The organism is Phyllobacterium sp. CCNWLW183 (assembly GCF_037203775.1).
Lineage (GTDB): Bacteria > Pseudomonadota > Alphaproteobacteria > Rhizobiales > Rhizobiaceae > Phyllobacterium > Phyllobacterium ifriqiyense.
In genome coordinates, this window is record NZ_JBBCBN010000009.1 from 207,058 (window position 1) to 226,714 (window position 19,657).

Sequence of the window (19,657 nt, forward strand, 5' to 3'; positions counted from 1 at the left end):
GGGCCGTGGAGTAAAGACAATGGCACTCAAACATTATAATCCAACCACGCCAAGCCAGCGCCAGCTGGTCATCGTGGACCGTTCGGAGCTTTACAAGGGCAAGCCTGTCAAGGCATTGACCGAAGGTCTGTCGTCGAAGGGTGGTCGCAACAACACTGGTCGCATTACCGTGCGTTTCCAGGGTGGCGGTCACAAGCGCACATACCGCTTCGTTGATTTCAAGCGCCGCAAGCATGACGTGGCTGCAAAGGTTGAACGGCTTGAATACGATCCGAACCGGACCGCATTCATTGCGCTGATCCGCTATGAAGATGGTGAGCTGAGCTACATCCTTGCTCCGCAGCGTCTTGCAGTTGGCGACAGTGTTATTGCCGGCGCACAGACAGACGTGAAGCCAGGCAATGCGATGCCATTGTCAGCCATGCCAGTCGGCACCATCATCCACAATGTGGAGATGAAGCCAGGCAAGGGCGGTCAGATTGCCCGTTCGGCTGGAACTTATGCGCAGCTCGTTGGCCGCGACCAGGGAATGGCGATCCTTCGCCTGAACTCGGGCGAACAGCGTCTTGTACATGGTTCTTGCTTTGCAACGGTTGGTGCAGTATCGAACCCCGACCATGGCAACATCAACCTGGGTAAAGCAGGTCGTAGCCGTTGGCTCGGTCGCAAGCCTCACAATCGTGGTGTCACCATGAACCCGGTCGATCACCCCCATGGTGGTGGTGAAGGCCGTACATCCGGTGGACGTCATCCGGTTACTCCGTGGGGCAAGCCTACGAAGGGCAAGAAGACGCGCTCCAATAAGTCGACGGACAAGTTCATCGCTCGTTCGCGTCATCAGCGCAAGAAGTAAGAGAGGTAGTCTGAAATGGCTCGTTCAGTTTGGAAAGGCCCGTTCATCGATGGCTATCTTCTCAAGAAAGCTGAGAAGGTACGTGAGGGCGGTCGCAGTGAAGTTATCAAGATCTGGAGCCGTCGCTCCACGATCCTGCCACAGTTCGTCGGTCTGACCTTCGGTGTGTATAATGGTAACAAGCATGTGCCGGTTTCGGTCAACGAAGAGATGATCGGACACAAGTTTGGTGAATTCGCTCCGACGCGTACCTATTACGGTCATGGCGCGGACAAGAAAGCGAAGAGGAAATAACGATGGGCAAGGCTAAGGCTTCGCGCCAGCTAAAGGACAACGAGGCGAAAGCCGTTGCCCGCACGCTCCGCATCAGCCCTCAGAAGCTCAATCTGGTGGCTGCTCTGATCCGTGGCAAGAAGGTTAACGCCGCTCTTGCCGATCTGGAATTTTCGCGCAAGCGCATTGCAGGAACGGTGAAAAAGACTCTCGAATCAGCTATCGCCAACGCAGAGAACAACCATGATCTGGATGTTGATACTCTGGTTGTTGCTGAAGCCTATGTAGGCAAGTCAATCGTGATGAAGCGTTTCCACGTTCGTGGCCGCGGTCGTGCAAGCCGGATCGAGAAGCCATTCTCGCATCTGACGATCGTTGTTCGCGAAGCTGAGGAAAAAGGGGAGGCCGCATAATGGGCCAGAAGATTAATCCGATTGGTTTCCGCCTGGGCATCAATCGCACCTGGGACTCGCGTTGGTACGCGAACACTGGTGAATATGGCAAGCTGCTGCACGAAGACCTGAAGATCCGCAAGTATCTGATGGATGAGTTGAAGCAGGCTGCCATTTCCAAGGTAGTTATCGAGCGTCCGCACAAGAAGTGCCGCGTTACGATCCATGCTGCCCGTCCAGGTCTGATCATCGGCAAAAAGGGCGCCGATATCGAGAAGTTGCGCAAGAAGCTGTCAGAAATGACCAATGCGGATACAACGCTCAATATCGTCGAAGTCCGCAAGCCAGAGACAGACGCTGTTCTGGTTGCTCAGTCGATCGCGCAGCAGCTTGAACGCCGCGTCGCTTTCCGCCGTGCCATGAAGCGCGCCGTTCAGTCGGCAATGCGTCTTGGTGCAGAAGGCATTCGTATCAATTGCTCGGGTCGTCTTGGCGGCGCGGAAATTGCTCGTATGGAATGGTACCGTGAAGGCCGCGTGCCTCTGCATACCCTTCGTGCCGATATCGATTACGGAACTGCTGAAGCGCACACTGCCTACGGCATTTGCGGTGTTAAAGTCTGGGTATTCAAGGGCGAAATCCTTGAGCATGACCCAATGGCTTCCGAACGCCGTGCTGTTGAAGGCGATGCCAGTCATCAGGGTTCAGGCCGTCGTCGCGAAAACGCTTAAAATAGCGTCTTTCGTAACTGAGAATTTTGGAGTAGAGAACAATGCTGCAGCCTAAGCGCACAAAGTTCCGCAAGCAGTTCAAGGGCCGTATTCACGGCGCATCGAAGGGCGGCACGGATCTGAATTTTGGTGCTTTCGGCCTGAAGGCCCTCGAGCCGAACCGCGTTACAGCGCGTGAGATCGAGGCCGCTCGCCGTGCAATTACCCGTCACATGAAACGTGCCGGTCGCGTGTGGATCCGGATTTTCCCGGATGTGCCAGTTACATCGAAGCCTACTGAAGTCCGCATGGGTAAAGGTAAGGGTTCGGTTGATTATTGGGCGTCCCGTGTCGCACCAGGCCGCATCATGTTCGAGCTCGACGGTGTTTCGGAAGAAACCGCCCGTGAGGCACTTCGCCTCGGAGCTGCGAAACTTTCGGTCAAGACGCGCTTTATTCAGCGCATCGCAGAATAAGGGGTGGATGTTATGAAATCCGCAGAAGTTCGGGCCTTGAGCCTCGATCAGTTGAATGAAGAACTTGGTTCGCTGAAGAAAGAGCAGTTTAACCTGCGCTTCCAGAAGGCAACCGGTCAGTTGGAAAAAACCGCTCGCGTTCGGCAGATCCGCCGTGATATTGCGCGCATCAAAACTGTCGCCCGCCAAAAAGCGGTCGAGAGCAAGGCTTAAGGAAGAAAACCATGCCTAAACGCATTCTGCAGGGCGTTGTCGTGAGCGACAAAAACGACAAGACCATCGTGGTCAAGGTCGAGCGGCGCTATTCGCACCCGCTCCTCCAGAAGACTGTGCGCCAGTCCAAGAAGTACAAGGCGCATGATGAGAGCAACCAGTTCAAGGTTGGCGACCGGGTTTCCATCGAGGAATCCAAGCCAATTTCGAAAGACAAGTGTTGGGTTGTCGTAACTGACGCCCCAGCAAGTTAATATTAATATCTGTATGTAAGTACGCAACAATCGCGAGGGGCAAAGAAAGCCCAGTCCGGTTGAACAAGAAGAAGGCGGCTAGTCATGATTCAGATGCAAACAAACCTCGACGTGGCGGATAATTCCGGCGCACGTCGTGTCATGTGCATCAAGGTGCTGGGCGGCTCGAAGCGGAAATATGCTTCGGTCGGCGACATTATTGTCGTTTCGATCAAGGAAGCAATTCCGCGCGGCCGTGTTAAAAAGGGTGACGTGATGAAGGCTGTGGTTGTTCGTACAGCCAAAGACATCCGTCGCGCAGATGGTAGCGTAATTCGTTTCGACAAGAACGCTGCTGTTTTGATCGACAATAAGAAAGAGCCTATCGGCACGCGTATCTTCGGACCGGTTCCGCGCGAACTTCGCGCAAAGAGCCACATGAAGATCATCTCGCTGGCTCCAGAAGTTTTGTAAGGAGCAGACGATGCAGAAGATCCGTAAAGGCGACCGCGTTGTCGTTCTGGCTGGTAAGGACAAGGGCCGTACCGGCGAAGTAATCAAAGTTTTGCCGAAGGATGAGCAAGCGCTCGTTCGCGGCGTTAATCTTGTAAAGCGTCACCAGAAGCAGACACAGAGCCAGGAAGCCGGCATTATTTCGAAAGAAGCGCCGCTCCATCTGTCGAACATTGCTATTGCCGACAAGGACGGCAAGCCAACTCGCGTTGGTTTCAAGGTCCTAGAGGACGGCAAGAAGGTACGTGTAGCAAAGCGTTCAGGAGATCTGATCGATGGCTGATGCAAACATTACACCTCGTCTGAAGACACAGTACTTCGACGTGGTTCGTAAAGCTCTTCTCGAAGAGTTCAAATACGAAAACGAGATGCAGATCCCACGCATCACCAAGGTTGTTCTCAACATGGGTGTAGGCGAAGCAACAGCTGACTCGAAGAAGCCAACTGTCGCAGCTGAAGATCTGGCATTGATTGCTGGCCAGAAGCCGGTTATTACCCGTGCGCGCAATTCGATCGCTACCTTCAAGGTGCGTGAGAATATGCCGATCGGTACGAAGGTAACTCTTCGTAAAGAGCGCATGTACGAATTCATTGACCGCCTGATCACGATCGCGCTTCCACGCGTTCGAGATTTCCGCGGCCTGAATCCAAAGAGCTTTGACGGCCGTGGCAACTTTGCCATGGGTATCAAGGAACACATTGTGTTCCCGGAAATCAACTACGATAAGGTTGATCAGATCTGGGGCATGGACATCATCGTTTGCACGACTGCAAAAACGGATGATGAAGCCCGCGCTCTTCTGCGCGCCTTCAACTTCCCTTTCCGCCAGTAACGGCAAGCGTAGCGAGGTATTTGAAATGGCAAAGACGAGCGCAGTCGAAAAGAACAAGCGCCGCGGTCTTCTGGTTAAGCGTTTCGCTGCAAAGCGGGCGCGCCTGAAGGCTGTCGTGATGAATCAGTCGCTTCCTCTGGATGAGCGCTTCCGCGCCACAATCCAGCTGGCAGAACTGCCACGCAATTCCACCAAGGTTCGTATTCGCAATCGTTGCGAAGTATCGGGTCGTCCGCGCGGTTATTACCGCAAGATCAAAATGTCGCGTATCGCATTGCGCCAGCTGGGTTCGCTCGGCCAGGTGCCTGGCATCGTGAAATCGAGCTGGTAAGGAGAGAACGCGATGTCTATGACAGATCCTCTCGGCGATATGCTGACACGTATCCGTAACGCAATCATGCGCAAGAAGGGCAAGGTTTCAACACCAGCCTCCAAGCTTCGCGCTCGCGTTCTGGATGTTCTTCAGTCCGAAGGTTATATCCGTGGATATAGCCAGGTTGACTTCGATAACGGCAAGTCCGAAATCGAAATCGAACTGAAGTATTTTGAGAATGTACCGGTAATTCGTGAGATTACCCGTATTTCGAAGCCCGGTCGCCGCGTTTACGTGTCGGTCAAGTCGATCCCGCAGGTTGCGAACGGTCTTGGTATTTCGATCCTGTCGACGCCGAAGGGCGTTATGGCAGACCACGAGGCACGTGAACAGAATGTCGGCGGCGAACTGCTCTGCCGTATATTCTAAGCACCGGCTTGAAAAGGTTTGAAAAATGTCTCGTATCGGTAAAAAACCAGTGGCAGTCCCGCAAGGCGTAACAGCCAGCGTAGACGGCCAGACCATCAAGGCCAAAGGCCCGAAGGGCGAATTGTCCTTCGTTGCCAATGACGACGTAGTGGTCAAGTTTGAAGACGGTGCTGTCAGCGTTAACCCGCGTGACAACTCCAAAGTCGCTCGTTCAAAGTGGGGCATGAGCCGCACTATGGTCGTCAACATCTTCACGGGTGTTAAGGACGGTTTTGAAAAGCGTCTTGAAATCAGCGGCGTCGGCTATCGTGCAGCCATGCAGGGCAAAAACCTGCAGCTGTCACTTGGCTTCAGCCACGAAGTTGTCTATCAGGTGCCGGAAGGCATCACAGTTGCAGTGCCGAAGCCGACGGAAATCGTCGTAACCGGCATCGACAAGCAGCAGGTAGGCCAGGTCGCAGCTGAAATTCGCGAATATCGTAGCCCAGAGCCTTACAAGGGCAAGGGCGTGAAATATGCGGGCGAGAAGATCGTTCGCAAAGAAGGTAAGAAGAAGTAAGGAACTCGTGTCATGGCATCGCCGAAAGAAATCATTCAGCGTCGCGCTTCGCGTGTTCGCCGCCAGCTCAAGGCGGTTGCCGGTGACCGTCCGCGGCTCAGCGTCCACCGTTCTTCAAAGAATATCTATGCGCAGATCATTGATGATGCGCATGGTCACACTATTGCATCCGCATCCACTCTCGAAGCTGACCTCAAGGGCGAGCTGAAGACTGGTGCAGATTCGGATGCAGCGGCACTGGTTGGCAAGCTCGTTGCAGAGCGCGCCGTCAAGGCTGGCATCAAGGAAGTTGTCTTCGATCGTGGCGCGTATATTTACCACGGCCGTGTAAAGGCGCTTGCTGAAGCTGCCCGCGAAGCAGGTCTTAGTTTCTAAGATCGGACTTCAGGGTCAAGACTTTCGAAGTCCGGGACTGCAAGGGCTCGTCTCTTGTAAGCCGGACTTCGCGTACTAAAACTGTTACGCGATCTATGTGGATCAATTCATATCCACGGCGCTGTAATGTCATTCGTGCTACCGGAAAAGAAAAAGGAATTAGGAGCATGGCACAGGAAAAGAGAGGCCGCGACGATCGTGGTGGCCGTAACGAAGAGCGCGATAGCGAATTCGTTGACAAGCTAGTACACATTAACCGCGTCGCCAAAGTTGTTAAGGGCGGACGTCGTTTCGGTTTTGCTGCTCTCGTCGTTGTCGGCGATCAGAAGGGCCGCGTTGGTTTTGGTCATGGCAAGGCGCGCGAAGTGCCGGAAGCTATCCGTAAGGCAACTGAAGCTGCCAAACGCGAAATGATCTTCGTTCCGCTGCGTTCGGGCCGTACATTGCATCACGATGTGCATGGCCGTCACGGCGCCGGCAAGGTTCTGCTTCGTGCAGCTACAGCTGGTACGGGTATCATCGCCGGTGGTCCAATGCGCGCAGTCTTCGAGACTCTCGGCGTACAGGACGTTGTTGCCAAGTCACTCGGTTCGTCGAACCCATACAACATGGTTCGCGCGACATTCGATGCTCTCAAGCATCAGATGCACCCGAAGGACATCGCTGCACAGCGCGGTATCAAGTATTCGACACTGCAGGCTCGCCGCCGCGATGTGGTCGGTTCGGAAGAATAGGCCATAAAGTGGCGCAGCAGGGCAGGGCCTACGGCTTTGCTCACTGTAGAGACTAAAGGACAAAGTCATGGTTGAGAAGAAGAAGGGTAAGACGGTTACGGTCGAACAGATCGGCAGCCCTATCCGCCGTCCGGCAGAACAGCGTGCAACGCTTGTTGGCCTGGGCCTCAATAAAATGCATCGTCGTCGCACACTTGAAGATACGCCTTCAATTCGCGGCATGATTGCCAAGGTTCAACATCTCGTCCGCGTCGTGGACGAGGCTTGATACCGGAGATTAGACAAATGAAACTCAATGATCTGAGTGAAAATCCAGGCGCAACCAAGGCTCGCAAGCGCGTCGGCCGCGGTATTGGTTCTGGTTCCGGCAAGACAGCCGGTCGTGGTGTCAAGGGTCAGAAGTCCCGTTCGGGCGTTGCCATCAACGGTTTCGAAGGCGGACAGATGCCAGTTTACCGTCGCTTGCCAAAGCGCGGTTTCACCAACATCTTCTCGAAGAACTTCAACACCGTTTCAGTCGGCCGCGTGCAGACTGCAATCGATGCCAAGAAGCTCGACCCGAAGGCTGCTGTCACGATTGAAACGCTCAAGGCTGCCGGCGTTATCCGCCGCGCCAAGGATGGCGTTCGTCTTCTGTCTGACGGCGAAATCACGACTGCGGTAACTTTCGAAGTTTCCGGTGCATCAAAGGCTGCGATCGAAAAGATCGAAAAGGCCGGCGGTACAGTCAAGCTGCCAGCTGCACCTGCAGCAGCAGAATAATACGGACAGGCAAGCGGCGATCTTTACGATCGCCGCTTGTACCTTTTCTCCCCACATCATATTTGGGGGTAAGACCGTCGATTCTCGATACCGGGTTTAGAACGGGCTCTAACGCAATTTCAGGAAAAGTGGCTGCCGGTTTTCCGTTTGAAATGGCGAAAGAACAAAAGTCGAAGCGGGATACCGCTCTGACGGCACAGACCGGAGACTATAATGGCTTCAGCCGCTGAACAGCTCGCGTCAAATCTCAATTTCTCAGCTTTTTCAAAAGCCAGTGAGCTCAAGAAGCGTATCTGGTTTACACTTGGCGCATTGCTGGTTTACCGGCTTGGCACCTATATCCCGTTGCCGGGCATCAATCTCGGCGCATTCGCTCAGGCTTTCAACAATCAGGCGCAGGGTATCCTCGGCATGTTCAACATGTTCGCAGGCGGTGCGGTTGAACGCATGGCGATCTTTGCGCTTGGTATCATGCCTTATATCTCGGCATCGATCATCGTCCAGCTCATGACGTCCGTCATTCCTGCTCTCGAGCAGTTGAAGAAGGATGGCGAGCAGGGCCGCAAGGTTATCAATCAATATACACGCTACGGCACCGTGCTGCTTGCGACTGTACAGGCCTATGCGATTGCTGTCGGTTTGCAGGGCAGTCAGGGCATTGTCACCGATCCGGGGCCCTTCTTCCTGTTCTCGACAGTGATCACTCTTGTCGGCGGCACAATGTTCCTGATGTGGCTTGGCGAGCAGATTACTGCGCGCGGCATCGGTAACGGTATTTCGCTGATCATCTTCTCGGGCATCGTTGCCAACCTGCCGCAAGCCATTTCCGGTACACTGGAGCTTGGCCGTACCGGCGCTTTGTCCACAGGCGTGATTCTGGCGATTATCGTGCTGACGATTGCTGTTATCGGTATTATCGTCTTTGTTGAACGCGCACAGCGCCGCCTTCTGATCCAGTATCCGAAGCGTCAGGTCGGTAACCGCATGTTCCAGGGCGATACTTCGCATCTGCCTTTGAAGCTGAACACTGCTGGCGTTATCCCGCCGATCTTCGCTTCCTCGTTGCTGCTTTTGCCTGCAACCGTTGCCGGATTTGCCCAGAATGAACAAATGCCTGCCTGGGCGACGAGCATCCTGTCTTCGCTTGGCCATGGCCAGCCTGCCTATATGTTCCTGTACGCTGCGATGATCGTTTTCTTCGCCTTCTTCTACACGGCGCTTGTCTTCAATCCGAAGGACACTGCCGATCAGTTGAAGAAGCATTCAGGCTTCATTCCTGGCATTCGTCCCGGTGAGCGTACAGCAGAATATATCGATTTTGTACTCACCCGTATCACAGTCCTCGGCGCAGCCTATCTGGTTCTGATCTGCATGCTGCCGGAGTTCCTTATTTCGTGGGCTGGTGTTCCTTTCTATCTCGGCGGCACGTCGCTGCTGATCGTCGTGAGCGTTACGCTCGATACGGTTGCACAGATCCAGGGGCACCTGATCGCGCATCAATATGAGGGGCTTATCAAGAAGTCGAAGCTCCGTGGAGGGAAACGCAACAGATGAGATTAATACTTCTCGGACCACCGGGGGCAGGTAAGGGAACTCAATCTCAGCGCTTGGTCGAAAAGTTAGGCATACCGCAACTCTCCACGGGGGACATGTTGCGCGAAGCAGTCACTAAGGGAACAGATGTAGGCCTGAAGGCCAAAGCCGTCATGGATGCCGGCAATCTGGTTTCTGACGAGATCGTCAATGCGATCGTCTCCGAACGCATTGATCAGCCGGATGCAGTCAAGGGATTTATTCTCGACGGCTATCCGCGCACTCTGGTTCAGGCCGATGCAGTAGAGCGCATGCTCGCTGATAAGGATCTGGAGTTGGATTGCGTGATCGAGCTTGAAGTGGACGACAACGTTCTCGTCGAGCGCATATCGGGCCGATATACCTGCGCAAAATGCGGGACCGGGTATCACGATACCAATAAAAAGCCGAAAGTTGCGGGTGTCTGCGACAAATGCGGCTCGACGGAATTCAAACGCCGTCCGGACGACAATGCTGAAACGGTGCGCACGCGCCTTGAGGCATACTACAAGCAGACTTCGCCGTTGATTGGCTACTACTATGCCAAGGGCAAGTTGAAGAAGGTTGATGGCATGGCCGACTTTGAAGAGGTCACGGCATCGATCGAGAAAATTCTGTCGGAACTCTAGGACTGACTTAATTTTCTTGGAGGAGTTGACTTTTGACAGCGATTCCTTCAAGTACGGCGCAAATTCGCTTGGATATAAAGCGGTCGGCGCCGATCCAGTAATAAAGGTTCGGGGCTGATCGTTTATGTTTGTCCTCGAATATTAATTTTCATCCCGTCATCTGGCCGCCGTATCGGTAATCCAGCTCTGCCGGTTAACAAGGAGAACAGACGTGGCTCGTATCGCTGGCGTCAACATCCCGACGAACAAGCGCGTTGTTATCGCGCTTCAGTACATTCACGGGATTGGTCAAAAATTTGCACAGGAAATCGTCGAGAAAGTCGGCATTCCTGCAGAGCGTCGCGTCAATCAGTTGACCGATGCCGAAGTGTTGCAGATCCGTGAAACGATCGATCGTGATTACCACGTTGAGGGTGATCTGCGTCGTGAAGTTTCCATGAACATCAAGCGTCTGATGGATTTGGGCTGCTATCGCGGTCTGCGTCATCGCCGCTCGCTTCCGGTCCGCGGTCAGCGCACGCATACAAATGCGCGCACCCGTAAGGGTCCTGCCAAGGCAATTGCCGGCAAGAAGAAGTAATATTGTCCGGCGCGGTTCGCTGCGCCGGTTCTGCCTTTTGGGGCGGACGTGCTGGTTTCACACGTTAACTGAACCACGGTGGAGCCTCTGGAAATACGGAGGCGTCGAGATCAACTGAAAGGACTACTATGGCCAAGGAAGCCACACGCGTTCGCCGCCGCGAGCGGAAGAACATTTCGTCGGGCGTTGCCCACGTGAATTCGACATTCAACAATACAATGATCACCATCACTGATGCGCAGGGCAATGCAATTGCTTGGTCGTCGGCTGGTGCGCAGGGCTTCAAAGGCTCGCGCAAGTCCACACCATTTGCTGCTCAGATGGCTGCTGAAGATTGTGCAAAGAAGGCACAGGAACACGGCATGCGTTCTTTGGAAGTTGAAGTTTGCGGACCTGGTTCCGGCCGTGAATCCGCTTTGCGCGCATTGCAGGCTGCAGGTTTCACAATCACATCGATCCGTGACGTGACACCGATCCCGCACAATGGCTGCCGTCCGCGCAAGCGTCGTCGCGTCTAGTCTTTTGCTCTAGGATTTGGCCGGTGGGTTGATTTCAACTCATCGGCTTCAAGCCCCTGACGGGGTTTCCACGCTTCAAGGCCACGATTGGATGGTGGCACTGGCAAGGATAAGGAAAACATAGATGATCCAGAAAAACTGGCAAGAATTGATCAAGCCGAACAAGGTCGAGTTTCAGACTTCCGGCTCGAAGACCAAGGCTACTGTCGTCGCTGAACCGCTAGAGCGCGGTTATGGCTTGACGCTGGGCAATGCCTTGCGCCGCGTTCTTCTGTCTTCGCTGCGCGGTGCTGCCGTGACTGCGGTACAGATCGACGGCGTTCTGCATGAATTCTCGTCGATCCCTGGCGTTCGCGAAGATGTTACAGACATCGTCCTCAACATCAAGGAAATCGCTATCCACATGGAAAGCGATGGTCCAAAGCGCATGGTCGTCCGTAAGGAAGGCCCAGGCGTTGTAACAGCTGGCGATATCCAGACTGTTGGCGATATTGAAATTCTCAACCCGGAACACGTTATCTGCACGCTCGATGAAGGCGCTGAAATCCGCATGGAATTCACTGTCAACACCGGCAAGGGTTATGTTCCAGCTGACCGCAACCGCGCAGAAGATGCTCCGATTGGTCTTATTCCAGTCGATAGCCTTTACTCACCGGTCCGCAAGGTTTCCTATAAAATCGAGAACACCCGTGAAGGTCAGGTTCTCGATTATGACAAGCTGATCCTCCAGATCGAGACAGATGGTTCGATCTCCGGTGAAGATGCTGTTGCTTACGCAGCACGTATTCTTCAGGACCAGCTGGCGATCTTCGTCAACTTTGACGAGCCGCAAAAAGAAGTTCAGCAGGAACAGGTTACTGAACTCGCGTTCAATCCTGCTCTGCTCAAGAAGGTCGATGAACTCGAACTTTCGGTTCGCTCGGCAAACTGCCTGAAGAATGATAATATCGTCTACATTGGCGATCTCATTCAGAAGACAGAAGCAGAAATGCTGCGCACACCGAACTTCGGTCGCAAGTCGTTGAACGAAATCAAGGAAGTTCTGGCTTCCATGGGCCTCCATCTTGGTATGGAAGTTCCAGCTTGGCCGCCAGAGAACATCGAAGATCTCGCCAAGCGTTACGAAGACCAGTACTAATCCGGGCTCTGCCCGACAAATAAGCCCGGGCAATGAGCCCGAACTGAATAATTAGCCCGGGCAATGAGCCCGAAAAGAAAACTGAAGGAGAAGGCTCATGCGCCACGGTAATTCAGGCCGCAAGCTTAACCGGACTGCCAGCCATCGTAAGGCGATGTTTGCCAATATGGCTGCATCTTTGATCGAGCATGAGCAGATCGTGACAACGCTGCCCAAGGCCAAGGAAATTCGTCCAATCGTAGAAAAGCTTGTCACACTCGGCAAGCGCGGTGATCTGCACGCTCGTCGTCAGGCCATCTCGGCTATCCGCGATGCCAAGCTGGTTGCCAAGCTGTTCGATACGCTTGCACCACGTTATGGTCAGCGTAATGGCGGCTACATCCGCATCATGAAGGCAGGCTTCCGCACCGGTGACAATGCACCGCTCGCAGTTGTCGAATTCGTTGATCGTGATGTCAGCGCAAAGGGTTCTAAGGATTTGGCCCGCGTTGAAGAAGAGCGCGCTAACGAAGCCGAAGCAGCGTAATCAACGCTTCTACGGTAGAAAGTTTAAAGGGAGCTTCAGCTCCCTTTTTCTGTTTGTGGCTTTGGGGACTATCCAACCAGCGCAGAGGGTGCGCAACATTGTGGCTCTCGTTGGTAAGCGAGGCGTATCGACTGCCTATCGATAGCTTAGTGATTGTGGAGATCTTGAAGGCACCCACCCGAACTTAGCGCTGTGTCAAAGCAAGCTTTATACCCAACCCGATAAAAGCAGCGGCGAATGAGCGGCGCATCCATGTGAGAACGATGGGCCGGGAAATTACCTTGTCTCGAACAGAAGCTGCAAAGAGCCCATAAATGGCGAAGACAACGAATGTCATTGCCATGAACACACCGCTGAGACCGAGCATGGTCAGCACGGGTCGCCTTTCATCTGCGGTTACGAATTGCGGCAGGAAAGCGAGAAAGAAGATCGATAGTTTCGGATTAAGAATATTAATGAGGATTGCGGTCAAAGTTACACGACTAAATGAGCTTTCGGTGTTTTCCTGATCCACCCGTAGTGAGCCGTTATCGCGCAAAGCATTCCACGCCATGAACAAAAGATAGATAACGCCGAGATATTTGAGCGTCTGAAACGCAATGGCGCTCGTATGCATGATAGCAGCCAGCCCGCCTATCGCCGCTGCCATATGGGGAATTATGCCGATTGTGCAACCAAACGCCGCGGCGATGCTCGCTCTTGCGCCCCGCGTCAATCCGGTCGCCAGCGTATAAACCACGCCGGTACCGGGCGATATGACAATGATCAGTGATGTGATGATAAATTCCAGACTCATAGTCTAAGCTCCTTACTCTTATGGAGAAGGATTAAATCAAGGAATGCTGGCAGCGTCTTGGACAGGATTGCAGCGCTTATCGCCAGATGGCCGGAGGCTTAACTATAGCGATGCCGCATAGGAACCGGGCGACAATCCAAACTTTTGCGCGAAAATGCGGTTCATGTGGCTTTGGTCGGCAAAGCCGCTTGCTGCCGCAGTTTCTGCAAGCGCCATGCCTTGCAAGATCAGGCGGCGGGCAATATCGGCGCGTCGCTGCATAAGATAGGCGTGGGGGGTAAAGCCAGTTGCCGCTGCAAAGCCTCGCAGAACCTGAAAACGGCTAAGGCCGCTTATTTTTGCCAGATCCGACAAAGTATATGATGCGGTTGGTGCATCATCTATGTGCTGCCTCACCATATGAATGGCAGGGGGGATCGGTTCTGATTTAGCTGGTTTTTTGTGCGTGATGGAAAGCAGGTCAATCAGTTTTTCTTCAGGAAGAAGCGGCTCATGCGCATTGCGCGTCAAGGCGCTGAAAAGCTCCTGAAATTGTTTGGCGGCGAGGGCGTTATCCATGGCCGGTTCAGTGAATTCTGTTGTGGTCGCACCACCTTCGTTAATATCATCAATGATATTTTCAATGAGAGCGGGGTCAAAATAGATCATCCGCCAAGAGCGGCCTGAATCGCCGATTGGTACGCCATCATGTATTTCGCCGGGATTGACGGTGATGACATAACCCGGTCCGGCTTCCACAGTACCGCGCCCGCTAAGGGATTTTTGTGCGCCTTGATGAATGACGCCAATGCCGAACTGGTCATGTGTATGGCGGGCAAAAGAATGGCGCGTGGTCGCCTCGACAATTTGTATGCCAGGATTGCCGCTCGGATAAATCCGGAAATGGCCTCTTATATTGCCCAATCGTCCATCGCCTGTTTGGTGCATATTATCTGAATGCCGATTAAAGAGGAAGTCGCATCAAATAAGCTGATGGTGAAACGATATGTCTCAAATTTGCTTTGTTTAATAGCTGGTATCCTCGCTCGAAATCACCACATTGGTCGAAGCAGTTTGACTGATTCATTAGCTATCGGAGATTAATATGGGTTCTGTTTCGCGAAGCTCGACAATAGGCGCTTCGGCCCGGGCGATTTTGCTTGGTGCGGCTGTCTTTTCCGCTACCGCTCTTCCGGTTTATGCGCAAACTGCAGATACTACAAAGCAAGTGCCGGAAAGCCGTACTGAGGCGCAACTATCCTTTGCGCCGCTGGTCAAACAGACAGCGGGCGCTGTGGTCAATGTCTACGCGGCCCATTCGGTTCAGCAACGCTCGCCTTTTGCGGGGGATCCATTTTTTGAACAGTTCTTCGGTGGGAGACAGTTTAGCGGTCCGCCTCGCGTTCAGTCGTCCCTTGGCTCCGGCGTGATTGTGGACGGTTCGGGTATTATCGTAACCAATAATCATGTCATCCGCGACGCTGACACCGTAAAAATCGCGCTGTCAGATGGCCGCGAGTTTGAATCGAAAGTCCTTCTCAAGGATGAGTCGACAGATCTGGCCATATTGAAAATTGATGCCGGCGAACCGCTGCCATCTTTGAAACTTGCAGATTCCGACAAGGTTGAGGTGGGTGATCTGGTTCTGGCTATCGGTAACCCGTTCGGTGTCGGTCAGACTGTGACGAGCGGTATCGTCTCGGCACAGGCGCGCACGCGCGTCGGTATTTCCGACTTTGATTTTTTCATTCAGACCGATGCGGCCATCAATCCTGGTAATTCGGGCGGCGCCTTGATTGGCATGGATGGAGAACTTGTCGGTGTGAATACCGCAATTTTCTCCAAGTCCGGTGGCTCCGTTGGAATCGGATTTGCCATACCGGCCAATATGGTGCGCGCAGTTGTTGATACAGCCAAGGGCGGCGCAGACACATTCGAGCGCCCCTATATCGGTGCTGCTTTCCAAAACGTGACCGCTGATGTGGCCGAAAGTCTTGGAATGAGACAGCCTTACGGCGCGCTCGTAACCGATATCACCAAAGGTGGCCCGGCTGATAAAGGCGGACTGCAGGTTGGCGACGTGGTGTTGAATGTTGATGGCGTTCGCATTGAAAATCCGGATGGGCTTGGATATCGCATGACGACGGCGGGCATCGGCAAGACAGTCAAGTTCGACATATTGAGCCGTTCCAAGGAAAAGTCCGTCTCAGTGACTTTGCAAAAGCCCGATCCTGACTCTGCGGACAATAAACTGATGATTCAAGGCAAGAACCCGCTTTCGGGTGCACTTGTTCTCAAGCTAAGCCCTGCAAGCCTGGCGCGTTTGCGCTTGCCGGAGGGGACGGACGGTGTTGCTGTTGACAAGGTCTATCCAAACTCTCCAGCTGCGCGTATCGGTTTGCAACCCGGCGATATTATCCGGGGCATAAATGGCACCTCAATTGACAGTATTGCCGATCTTAGCAAGGCAATGTCGACCAATCCCGTGCTTTGGCGCTTCGAATTTGAGCGCGGGGGTGCCATAATTCGTCAGATCATTCGGTAGAGCGTTTTGCTTTTTAAAAACGACGCTCTAAACTTTTTTACGCAATTTCGGACGCAAAACCGCTTCACACTTTTGCTGGAATTGCTTTAGACGCGACAAGGCAGCAAGAGCATGGCGGATTTATTTTCAGTAAGCGGCGATCCTGCTTCGAACAGGAGCAGACCGCTTGCTGACCGCCTGCGACCGCGTAACCTGAGCGAGGTCACCGGCCAGACACATCTGACGGGACCGGAAGGCGCGCTGACGCGGATGATCGATTCCGGTTCGCTCGGATCGATGATCTTCTGGGGACCGCCTGGAACAGGCAAGACCACCGTTGCCCGGCTGCTCGCCAATGAGACAAATCTCGCATTTGAGCAGATATCTGCAATATTTTCCGGTGTGGCCGACCTGAAAAAGGTCTTTGAGATGGCACGGTCACGGAAAATGTCCGGCCGCCAGACATTGCTCTTTGTCGACGAAATTCATCGCTTCAACCGCGCCCAGCAGGACTCTTTTCTGCCGGTCATGGAGGATGGAACGATCGTGCTGGTGGGCGCCACGACGGAAAATCCCTCCTTTGAACTCAATGCGGCTTTGCTATCGCGGGCGCGGGTTCTGGTGTTTAAACCCCATGATGAAACCAGTCTTGTGGCATTGCTCGAGCGGGCGGAAAGCCATGAGGGCAAAGCGCTGCCGTTGAATGACGAGGCGCGGGCAAGTCTGGTACGCATGGCGGATGGTGATGGCCGCGCAATTTTGACGCTGGCTGAAGAGGTTTGGCGCGCGGCGCGTGAAGGCGAGGTTTTTGATGCGGAACGGGTGCAGCAGATCGTGCAACGGCGCGCTCCTGTCTATGATAAGGGGCAGGATGGCCATTACAATCTGATCTCTGCCTTGCATAAATCCGTGCGCGGCTCTGATCCCGACGCGGCATTATACTATTTGTGCCGCATGTTCGATGCTGGTGAAGACCCGTTGTTTCTGGGACGCAGGCTCGTTCGCATGGCAAGCGAAGACATTGGCCTTGCCGATCCGCAGGCTCTGGTCATCTGCAATGCAGCAAAGGATGCCTATGATTATCTGGGGTCGCCTGAAGGTGAACTGGCGCTGGCGCAAGCCTGCGTCTATCTCGCTACGGCGCCGAAATCCAATGCAGTTTATACAGCCTATAAGGCAGCAATGGGAGCGGCCAAGGCCAATGGCTCACTGCTTCCGCCCAAACATATTCTCAATGCGCCGACAAAGCTGATGAAGGGTGAGGGTTATGGCAAGGGTTATGCCTATGATCATGACCAGCCTGACGCCTTTTCCGGGCAGAACTATTTTCCGGAAGCGCTTGGACGGCAAAGCTTCTACGATCCGCCGGAGCGCGGGTTCGAACGGGAAATCCGCAAGCGCATGGAATATTGGCAAAAGCTGCGCCAGGAACGCGGCGAGGAGTAGCGTTGGCTGCACAATCGCTATGCGTGGTTCGACGGGGCTCACCATGAGGAAAGATCGGTGTCTGCAATAATGGTCTCCAGCGTGGAAAATTCAACTTTCTGCAATCAACGAGTTTCCTCATGGTGAGCCCCGTCGAACCACGCACATGATCTATGCATGCTTTTATCCCAAACCTCTTTACCTCAAAGCAATCTGCATTTAGAAGTCCGCGACCGGATAAGAAATCCGGGAGTTTTAGAAAACCACCCGCAATCGTTGGCGGGACTGGATAGGAGAAGCCTTATGTCGCAAGCAGTTGCCAAAACTGTATCCATGCAATTCCCCGATGGCTCAAAGCGTGATTATGACGCCGCCATGACCGGTGCGGAACTTGCAGAATCCATTTCAAAATCGCTCGCCAAGAAAGCTGTGGCCTATGCTGTCGATGGCACGGTCCGCGATTTGTCTGATCCGCTTGGTGCCTCAGGCGCTATCGAAATATTGACCCGCGATGATCCGCGCGCGCTTGAACTCATCCGTCATGATTGCGCGCACGTTCTGGCGGAAGCGGTACAGGAGCTTTTCCCCGGCACGCAGGTTACAATCGGGCCTGTTATTGAAAACGGCTTCTATTATGATTTTGCCAAGAATGAGCCGTTCACGCCGGAAGATCTTCCGCTGATCGAGAAGAAGATGCGGGAGATCATCGCCCGCAACAAGCCTTTTACCAAGGAAATCTGGTCGCGTGAAAAGGCCCGTCAGGTCTTTGCCGAAAAGGGCGAAGTCTACAAGGTTGAGCTCGTTGATGCGATTGCCGAAGGGCAGGACCTGAAAATCTATGCTCAGGGCGACTGGTATGATCTATGCCGTGGACCCCATATGGCCTCAACAGGGCAGATCGGCAACTCCTTCAAGTTGATGAAGGTTGCAGGTGCCTATTGGCGCGGTGATAGCAACAATCCGATGCTGAGCCGCATCTATGGCACCGCCTTTGCCAATGATAATGATCTCAACGCCTATCTTCATATGCTGGAAGAGGCAGAAAAGCGCGACCATCGCAAGCTCGGCCGTGAAATGGACCTGTTTCATTTCCAGGAAGAGGGCCCGGGCGTCGTGTTCTGGCATGCCAAGGGCTGGCGCATGTTCCAGTCTCTGGTCAGCTATATGCGTCGGCGGCTTGATGGCGTCTATCAGGAGGTCAACGCACCGCAAGTGCTCGACAAGTCGCTTTGGGAGACTTCCGGTCACTGGGGCTGGTATCGTGACAATATGTTCAAGGTGACGGTCGCAGGCGACGAGACCGACGATGAACGCGTCTTTGCGCTTAAGCCGATGAACTGTCCGGGTCATGTGCAGATATTCAAGCATGGCCTGAAATCATACCGCGATCTGCCGGTGCGCCTTGCAGAATTTGGCAATGTGCATCGCTATGAGCCATCAGGCGCGTTGCATGGTTTGATGCGTGTGCGTGGCTTTACGCAGGATGACGCGCATGTGTTCTGCACGGATGAGCAGATGGCCGCAGAATGTCTGCGCATCAATGATCTGATCCTTTCAGTGTACAAGGATTTCGGCTTCGAAGGGATCACGATCAAGCTCTCGACCCGTCCTGAAAAACGCGTTGGCTCGGATGAATTGTGGGACCGTGCCGAGGCGGTCATGACCGGCGTACTTGAGCAGATCCAGCAACAGTCAAACGACATCAAAACTGGAATTCTGCCGGGCGAGGGTGCGTTTTACGGCCCCAAATTCGAGTATACGCTGAAGGACGCTATTGGCCGTGAGTGGCAATGCGGCACGACTCAGGTCGACTTCAACCTGCCGGAGCGTTTCGGTGCATTTTATATCGACTCAACATCGGAGAAGAAGCAGCCGGTTATGATCCATCGCGCCATTTGCGGTTCCATGGAGCGCTTTCTTGGCATTTTGATCGAGAACTTTGCGGGTCACATGCCGCTATGGTTCGCGCCGGTGCAAGTTGTGGTTGCGACGATCACGACGGAAGCCGATGATTATGGCCGTCAGGTCGCCAAGGAGCTGAAAGCCGCAGGTCTTCAGGTCATAACCGACTTCCGCAATGAGAAGATCAACTACAAGGTGCGTGAGCATTCCTTGCAGAAAGTTCCGGTGATTCTCGTTTGCGGCATGCGTGAAGCGGAAGAGCGAACAGTGAATATGCGCCGTCTTGGTTCGCAAAACCAGACTTCTCTCTCATTGGACGAGGCAATACAGCAACTGAAGCACGAGGCTACGCCTCCCGATCTTCTGCGTCTGGCTGCCGAATGACAATGCCGTTGACAGC

General features: G+C 53.8%; 28 protein-coding genes. 26 read left to right on the forward strand and 2 right to left on the reverse strand.

What is annotated here, in order from left to right:
- Window positions 1–19: 19 nt before the first annotated feature.
- The 23 genes from rplB (at window position 20) to rplQ (ending at window position 12,631) form a co-directional block, all read left to right on the forward strand.
- Entirely contained in the window at window positions 20–853 is an 834-nt protein-coding gene (gene rplB, locus V9K95_RS20280; RefSeq protein WP_008124910.1) for a 50S ribosomal protein L2, read from the forward strand.
- A gap of 15 nt (window positions 854–868) precedes the next feature.
- Window positions 869–1,147, forward strand: coding sequence for a 30S ribosomal protein S19 (gene rpsS / locus V9K95_RS20285; protein WP_008124912.1), 279 nt, complete (start codon window positions 869–871; stop codon window positions 1,145–1,147).
- 2 nt (window positions 1,148–1,149) lie between these two features.
- Window positions 1,150–1,539 carry a 50S ribosomal protein L22 gene (rplV, locus tag V9K95_RS20290; protein ID WP_336441845.1) on the forward strand — a complete coding sequence of 130 codons (390 nt, stop codon included), beginning with the start codon at window positions 1,150–1,152 and terminating at the stop codon, window positions 1,537–1,539.
- Window positions 1,539–2,249 (forward strand): 30S ribosomal protein S3, encoded by a 711-nt coding sequence (rpsC, locus tag V9K95_RS20295; protein WP_115055393.1) that lies wholly within the window; start codon window positions 1,539–1,541, stop codon window positions 2,247–2,249. The genes rplV and rpsC overlap by 1 nt, the downstream gene beginning before the upstream one ends.
- Before the next feature lie 41 nt (window positions 2,250–2,290).
- Window positions 2,291–2,704: a 50S ribosomal protein L16 gene (rplP, locus tag V9K95_RS20300; RefSeq protein WP_115055391.1), complete on the forward strand. Its 414-nt coding sequence runs from the start codon at window positions 2,291–2,293 to the stop codon at window positions 2,702–2,704.
- A gap of 12 nt (window positions 2,705–2,716) precedes the next feature.
- On the forward strand, window positions 2,717–2,917 hold the full coding sequence (gene rpmC / locus V9K95_RS20305) for a 50S ribosomal protein L29 (RefSeq protein ID WP_008124920.1): 201 nt from the start codon (window positions 2,717–2,719) through the stop codon (window positions 2,915–2,917).
- A gap of 11 nt (window positions 2,918–2,928) precedes the next feature.
- Window positions 2,929–3,171, forward strand: a complete 243-nt coding sequence (gene rpsQ / locus V9K95_RS20310; RefSeq protein WP_115055388.1) for a 30S ribosomal protein S17 — start codon at window positions 2,929–2,931, stop codon at window positions 3,169–3,171.
- An 84-nt stretch (window positions 3,172–3,255) separates the two neighbouring features.
- The gene (gene rplN / locus V9K95_RS20315; RefSeq protein ID WP_008124924.1) at window positions 3,256–3,624 is read left to right on the forward strand and encodes a 50S ribosomal protein L14; all 369 of its coding nucleotides are present in this window, start codon (window positions 3,256–3,258) and stop codon (window positions 3,622–3,624) included.
- Window positions 3,625–3,634: 10 nt separating this feature from the next.
- The gene (rplX, locus tag V9K95_RS20320; protein ID WP_008124927.1) at window positions 3,635–3,946 is read left to right on the forward strand and encodes a 50S ribosomal protein L24; all 312 of its coding nucleotides are present in this window, start codon (window positions 3,635–3,637) and stop codon (window positions 3,944–3,946) included.
- Window positions 3,939–4,496: a 50S ribosomal protein L5 gene (rplE, locus tag V9K95_RS20325; protein ID WP_115055386.1), complete on the forward strand. Its 558-nt coding sequence runs from the start codon at window positions 3,939–3,941 to the stop codon at window positions 4,494–4,496. The genes rplX and rplE overlap by 8 nt, the downstream gene beginning before the upstream one ends.
- A 25-nt stretch (window positions 4,497–4,521) precedes the next feature.
- Window positions 4,522–4,827 (forward strand): 30S ribosomal protein S14, encoded by a 306-nt coding sequence (gene rpsN, locus V9K95_RS20330; protein WP_008124931.1) that lies wholly within the window; start codon window positions 4,522–4,524, stop codon window positions 4,825–4,827.
- A gap of 12 nt (window positions 4,828–4,839) precedes the next feature.
- Window positions 4,840–5,238, forward strand: coding sequence for a 30S ribosomal protein S8 (gene rpsH, locus V9K95_RS20335; protein WP_008124933.1), 399 nt, complete (start codon window positions 4,840–4,842; stop codon window positions 5,236–5,238).
- A 25-nt stretch (window positions 5,239–5,263) separates the two neighbouring features.
- Complete coding sequence (rplF, locus tag V9K95_RS20340) at window positions 5,264–5,797, forward strand: 50S ribosomal protein L6 (RefSeq protein ID WP_115055384.1); 534 nt, start codon at window positions 5,264–5,266, stop codon at window positions 5,795–5,797.
- A 12-nt stretch (window positions 5,798–5,809) separates the two neighbouring features.
- Window positions 5,810–6,172 (forward strand): 50S ribosomal protein L18, encoded by a 363-nt coding sequence (gene rplR / locus V9K95_RS20345; protein WP_336441844.1) that lies wholly within the window; start codon window positions 5,810–5,812, stop codon window positions 6,170–6,172.
- A 167-nt stretch (window positions 6,173–6,339) separates the two neighbouring features.
- Window positions 6,340–6,906 (forward strand): 30S ribosomal protein S5, encoded by a 567-nt coding sequence (rpsE, locus tag V9K95_RS20350; RefSeq protein ID WP_008124939.1) that lies wholly within the window; start codon window positions 6,340–6,342, stop codon window positions 6,904–6,906.
- A gap of 67 nt (window positions 6,907–6,973) precedes the next feature.
- Window positions 6,974–7,174 carry a 50S ribosomal protein L30 gene (rpmD, locus tag V9K95_RS20355; RefSeq protein ID WP_008124941.1) on the forward strand — a complete coding sequence of 67 codons (201 nt, stop codon included), beginning with the start codon at window positions 6,974–6,976 and terminating at the stop codon, window positions 7,172–7,174.
- Between the two features lie 17 nt (window positions 7,175–7,191).
- Window positions 7,192–7,668: a 50S ribosomal protein L15 gene (gene rplO / locus V9K95_RS20360; protein WP_115055382.1), complete on the forward strand. Its 477-nt coding sequence runs from the start codon at window positions 7,192–7,194 to the stop codon at window positions 7,666–7,668.
- Window positions 7,669–7,881: 213 nt separating this feature from the next.
- Window positions 7,882–9,222, forward strand: coding sequence for a preprotein translocase subunit SecY (gene secY, locus V9K95_RS20365; protein ID WP_115055380.1), 1,341 nt, complete (start codon window positions 7,882–7,884; stop codon window positions 9,220–9,222).
- Entirely contained in the window at window positions 9,219–9,869 is a 651-nt protein-coding gene (locus tag V9K95_RS20370) for an adenylate kinase (protein WP_307284552.1), read from the forward strand. Before secY ends, V9K95_RS20370 begins: the two co-directional genes overlap by 4 nt.
- Before the next feature lie 211 nt (window positions 9,870–10,080).
- Window positions 10,081–10,449: a 30S ribosomal protein S13 gene (rpsM, locus tag V9K95_RS20375; RefSeq protein WP_008124949.1), complete on the forward strand. Its 369-nt coding sequence runs from the start codon at window positions 10,081–10,083 to the stop codon at window positions 10,447–10,449.
- 128 nt (window positions 10,450–10,577) lie between these two features.
- Complete coding sequence (gene rpsK / locus V9K95_RS20380; RefSeq protein ID WP_008124952.1) at window positions 10,578–10,967, forward strand: 30S ribosomal protein S11; 390 nt, start codon at window positions 10,578–10,580, stop codon at window positions 10,965–10,967.
- A 124-nt stretch (window positions 10,968–11,091) separates the two neighbouring features.
- Window positions 11,092–12,105 carry a DNA-directed RNA polymerase subunit alpha gene (locus V9K95_RS20385; RefSeq protein WP_008124954.1) on the forward strand — a complete coding sequence of 338 codons (1,014 nt, stop codon included), beginning with the start codon at window positions 11,092–11,094 and terminating at the stop codon, window positions 12,103–12,105.
- Between the two features lie 97 nt (window positions 12,106–12,202).
- Window positions 12,203–12,631 (forward strand): 50S ribosomal protein L17, encoded by a 429-nt coding sequence (gene rplQ, locus V9K95_RS20390; protein ID WP_115055376.1) that lies wholly within the window; start codon window positions 12,203–12,205, stop codon window positions 12,629–12,631.
- Between the two features lie 184 nt (window positions 12,632–12,815).
- On the opposite strand, the gene V9K95_RS20395 is transcribed toward rplQ, so the two are convergent.
- Together V9K95_RS20395 and V9K95_RS20400 are read right to left on the reverse strand one after the other, a co-directional pair.
- A complete protein-coding gene (locus V9K95_RS20395; protein WP_115055374.1) occupies window positions 12,816–13,427 on the reverse strand; it encodes a LysE family translocator in 612 nt (203 codons plus the stop codon).
- Between the two features lie 102 nt (window positions 13,428–13,529).
- Complete coding sequence (locus tag V9K95_RS20400; protein ID WP_336441843.1) at window positions 13,530–14,354, reverse strand: AraC family transcriptional regulator; 825 nt, start codon at window positions 14,352–14,354, stop codon at window positions 13,530–13,532.
- A 157-nt stretch (window positions 14,355–14,511) separates the two neighbouring features.
- On the opposite strand from V9K95_RS20400, the gene V9K95_RS20405 reads away from it, so the two are divergent.
- From V9K95_RS20405 to thrS, 3 genes are all read left to right on the forward strand, one after another.
- Complete coding sequence (locus tag V9K95_RS20405) at window positions 14,512–15,951, forward strand: DegQ family serine endoprotease (RefSeq protein ID WP_307284568.1); 1,440 nt, start codon at window positions 14,512–14,514, stop codon at window positions 15,949–15,951.
- 111 nt (window positions 15,952–16,062) lie between these two features.
- Complete coding sequence (locus V9K95_RS20410; protein WP_336441842.1) at window positions 16,063–17,376, forward strand: replication-associated recombination protein A; 1,314 nt, start codon at window positions 16,063–16,065, stop codon at window positions 17,374–17,376.
- 282 nt (window positions 17,377–17,658) lie between these two features.
- Complete coding sequence (thrS, locus tag V9K95_RS20415; RefSeq protein WP_307284576.1) at window positions 17,659–19,641, forward strand: threonine--tRNA ligase; 1,983 nt, start codon at window positions 17,659–17,661, stop codon at window positions 19,639–19,641.
- The last annotated feature ends 16 nt before the right edge of the window (window positions 19,642–19,657 follow it).

Bases quoted from the DNA above. Each gene is read 5' to 3' on its own strand.
- rplB (WP_008124910.1), top strand. From the start codon at position 20: ATGGCACTCAAACATTATAATCCAACCACGCCAAGCCAGCGCCAGCTG.
- rpsS (WP_008124912.1), top strand. From the start codon at position 869: ATGGCTCGTTCAGTTTGGAAAGGCCCGTTCATCGATGGCTATCTTCTC.
- rplV (WP_336441845.1), top strand. From the start codon at position 1,150: ATGGGCAAGGCTAAGGCTTCGCGCCAGCTAAAGGACAACGAGGCGAAA.
- rpsC (WP_115055393.1), top strand. From the start codon at position 1,539: ATGGGCCAGAAGATTAATCCGATTGGTTTCCGCCTGGGCATCAATCGC.
- rplP (WP_115055391.1), top strand. From the start codon at position 2,291: ATGCTGCAGCCTAAGCGCACAAAGTTCCGCAAGCAGTTCAAGGGCCGT.
- rpmC (WP_008124920.1), top strand. From the start codon at position 2,717: ATGAAATCCGCAGAAGTTCGGGCCTTGAGCCTCGATCAGTTGAATGAA.
- rpsQ (WP_115055388.1), top strand. From the start codon at position 2,929: ATGCCTAAACGCATTCTGCAGGGCGTTGTCGTGAGCGACAAAAACGAC.
- rplN (WP_008124924.1), top strand. From the start codon at position 3,256: ATGATTCAGATGCAAACAAACCTCGACGTGGCGGATAATTCCGGCGCA.
- rplX (WP_008124927.1), top strand. From the start codon at position 3,635: ATGCAGAAGATCCGTAAAGGCGACCGCGTTGTCGTTCTGGCTGGTAAG.
- rplE (WP_115055386.1), top strand. From the start codon at position 3,939: ATGGCTGATGCAAACATTACACCTCGTCTGAAGACACAGTACTTCGAC.
- rpsN (WP_008124931.1), top strand. From the start codon at position 4,522: ATGGCAAAGACGAGCGCAGTCGAAAAGAACAAGCGCCGCGGTCTTCTG.
- rpsH (WP_008124933.1), top strand. From the start codon at position 4,840: ATGTCTATGACAGATCCTCTCGGCGATATGCTGACACGTATCCGTAAC.
- rplF (WP_115055384.1), top strand. From the start codon at position 5,264: ATGTCTCGTATCGGTAAAAAACCAGTGGCAGTCCCGCAAGGCGTAACA.
- rplR (WP_336441844.1), top strand. From the start codon at position 5,810: ATGGCATCGCCGAAAGAAATCATTCAGCGTCGCGCTTCGCGTGTTCGC.
- rpsE (WP_008124939.1), top strand. From the start codon at position 6,340: ATGGCACAGGAAAAGAGAGGCCGCGACGATCGTGGTGGCCGTAACGAA.
- rpmD (WP_008124941.1), top strand. From the start codon at position 6,974: ATGGTTGAGAAGAAGAAGGGTAAGACGGTTACGGTCGAACAGATCGGC.
- rplO (WP_115055382.1), top strand. From the start codon at position 7,192: ATGAAACTCAATGATCTGAGTGAAAATCCAGGCGCAACCAAGGCTCGC.
- secY (WP_115055380.1), top strand. From the start codon at position 7,882: ATGGCTTCAGCCGCTGAACAGCTCGCGTCAAATCTCAATTTCTCAGCT.
- V9K95_RS20370 (WP_307284552.1), top strand. From the start codon at position 9,219: ATGAGATTAATACTTCTCGGACCACCGGGGGCAGGTAAGGGAACTCAA.
- rpsK (WP_008124952.1), top strand. From the start codon at position 10,578: ATGGCCAAGGAAGCCACACGCGTTCGCCGCCGCGAGCGGAAGAACATT.
- V9K95_RS20385 (WP_008124954.1), top strand. From the start codon at position 11,092: ATGATCCAGAAAAACTGGCAAGAATTGATCAAGCCGAACAAGGTCGAG.
- rplQ (WP_115055376.1), top strand. From the start codon at position 12,203: ATGCGCCACGGTAATTCAGGCCGCAAGCTTAACCGGACTGCCAGCCAT.
- V9K95_RS20395 (WP_115055374.1), bottom strand. From the start codon at position 13,427: ATGAGTCTGGAATTTATCATCACATCACTGATCATTGTCATATCGCCC.
- V9K95_RS20400 (WP_336441843.1), bottom strand. From the start codon at position 14,354: ATGCACCAAACAGGCGATGGACGATTGGGCAATATAAGAGGCCATTTC.
- V9K95_RS20405 (WP_307284568.1), top strand. From the start codon at position 14,512: ATGGGTTCTGTTTCGCGAAGCTCGACAATAGGCGCTTCGGCCCGGGCG.
- V9K95_RS20410 (WP_336441842.1), top strand. From the start codon at position 16,063: ATGGCGGATTTATTTTCAGTAAGCGGCGATCCTGCTTCGAACAGGAGC.
- thrS (WP_307284576.1), top strand. From the start codon at position 17,659: ATGTCGCAAGCAGTTGCCAAAACTGTATCCATGCAATTCCCCGATGGC.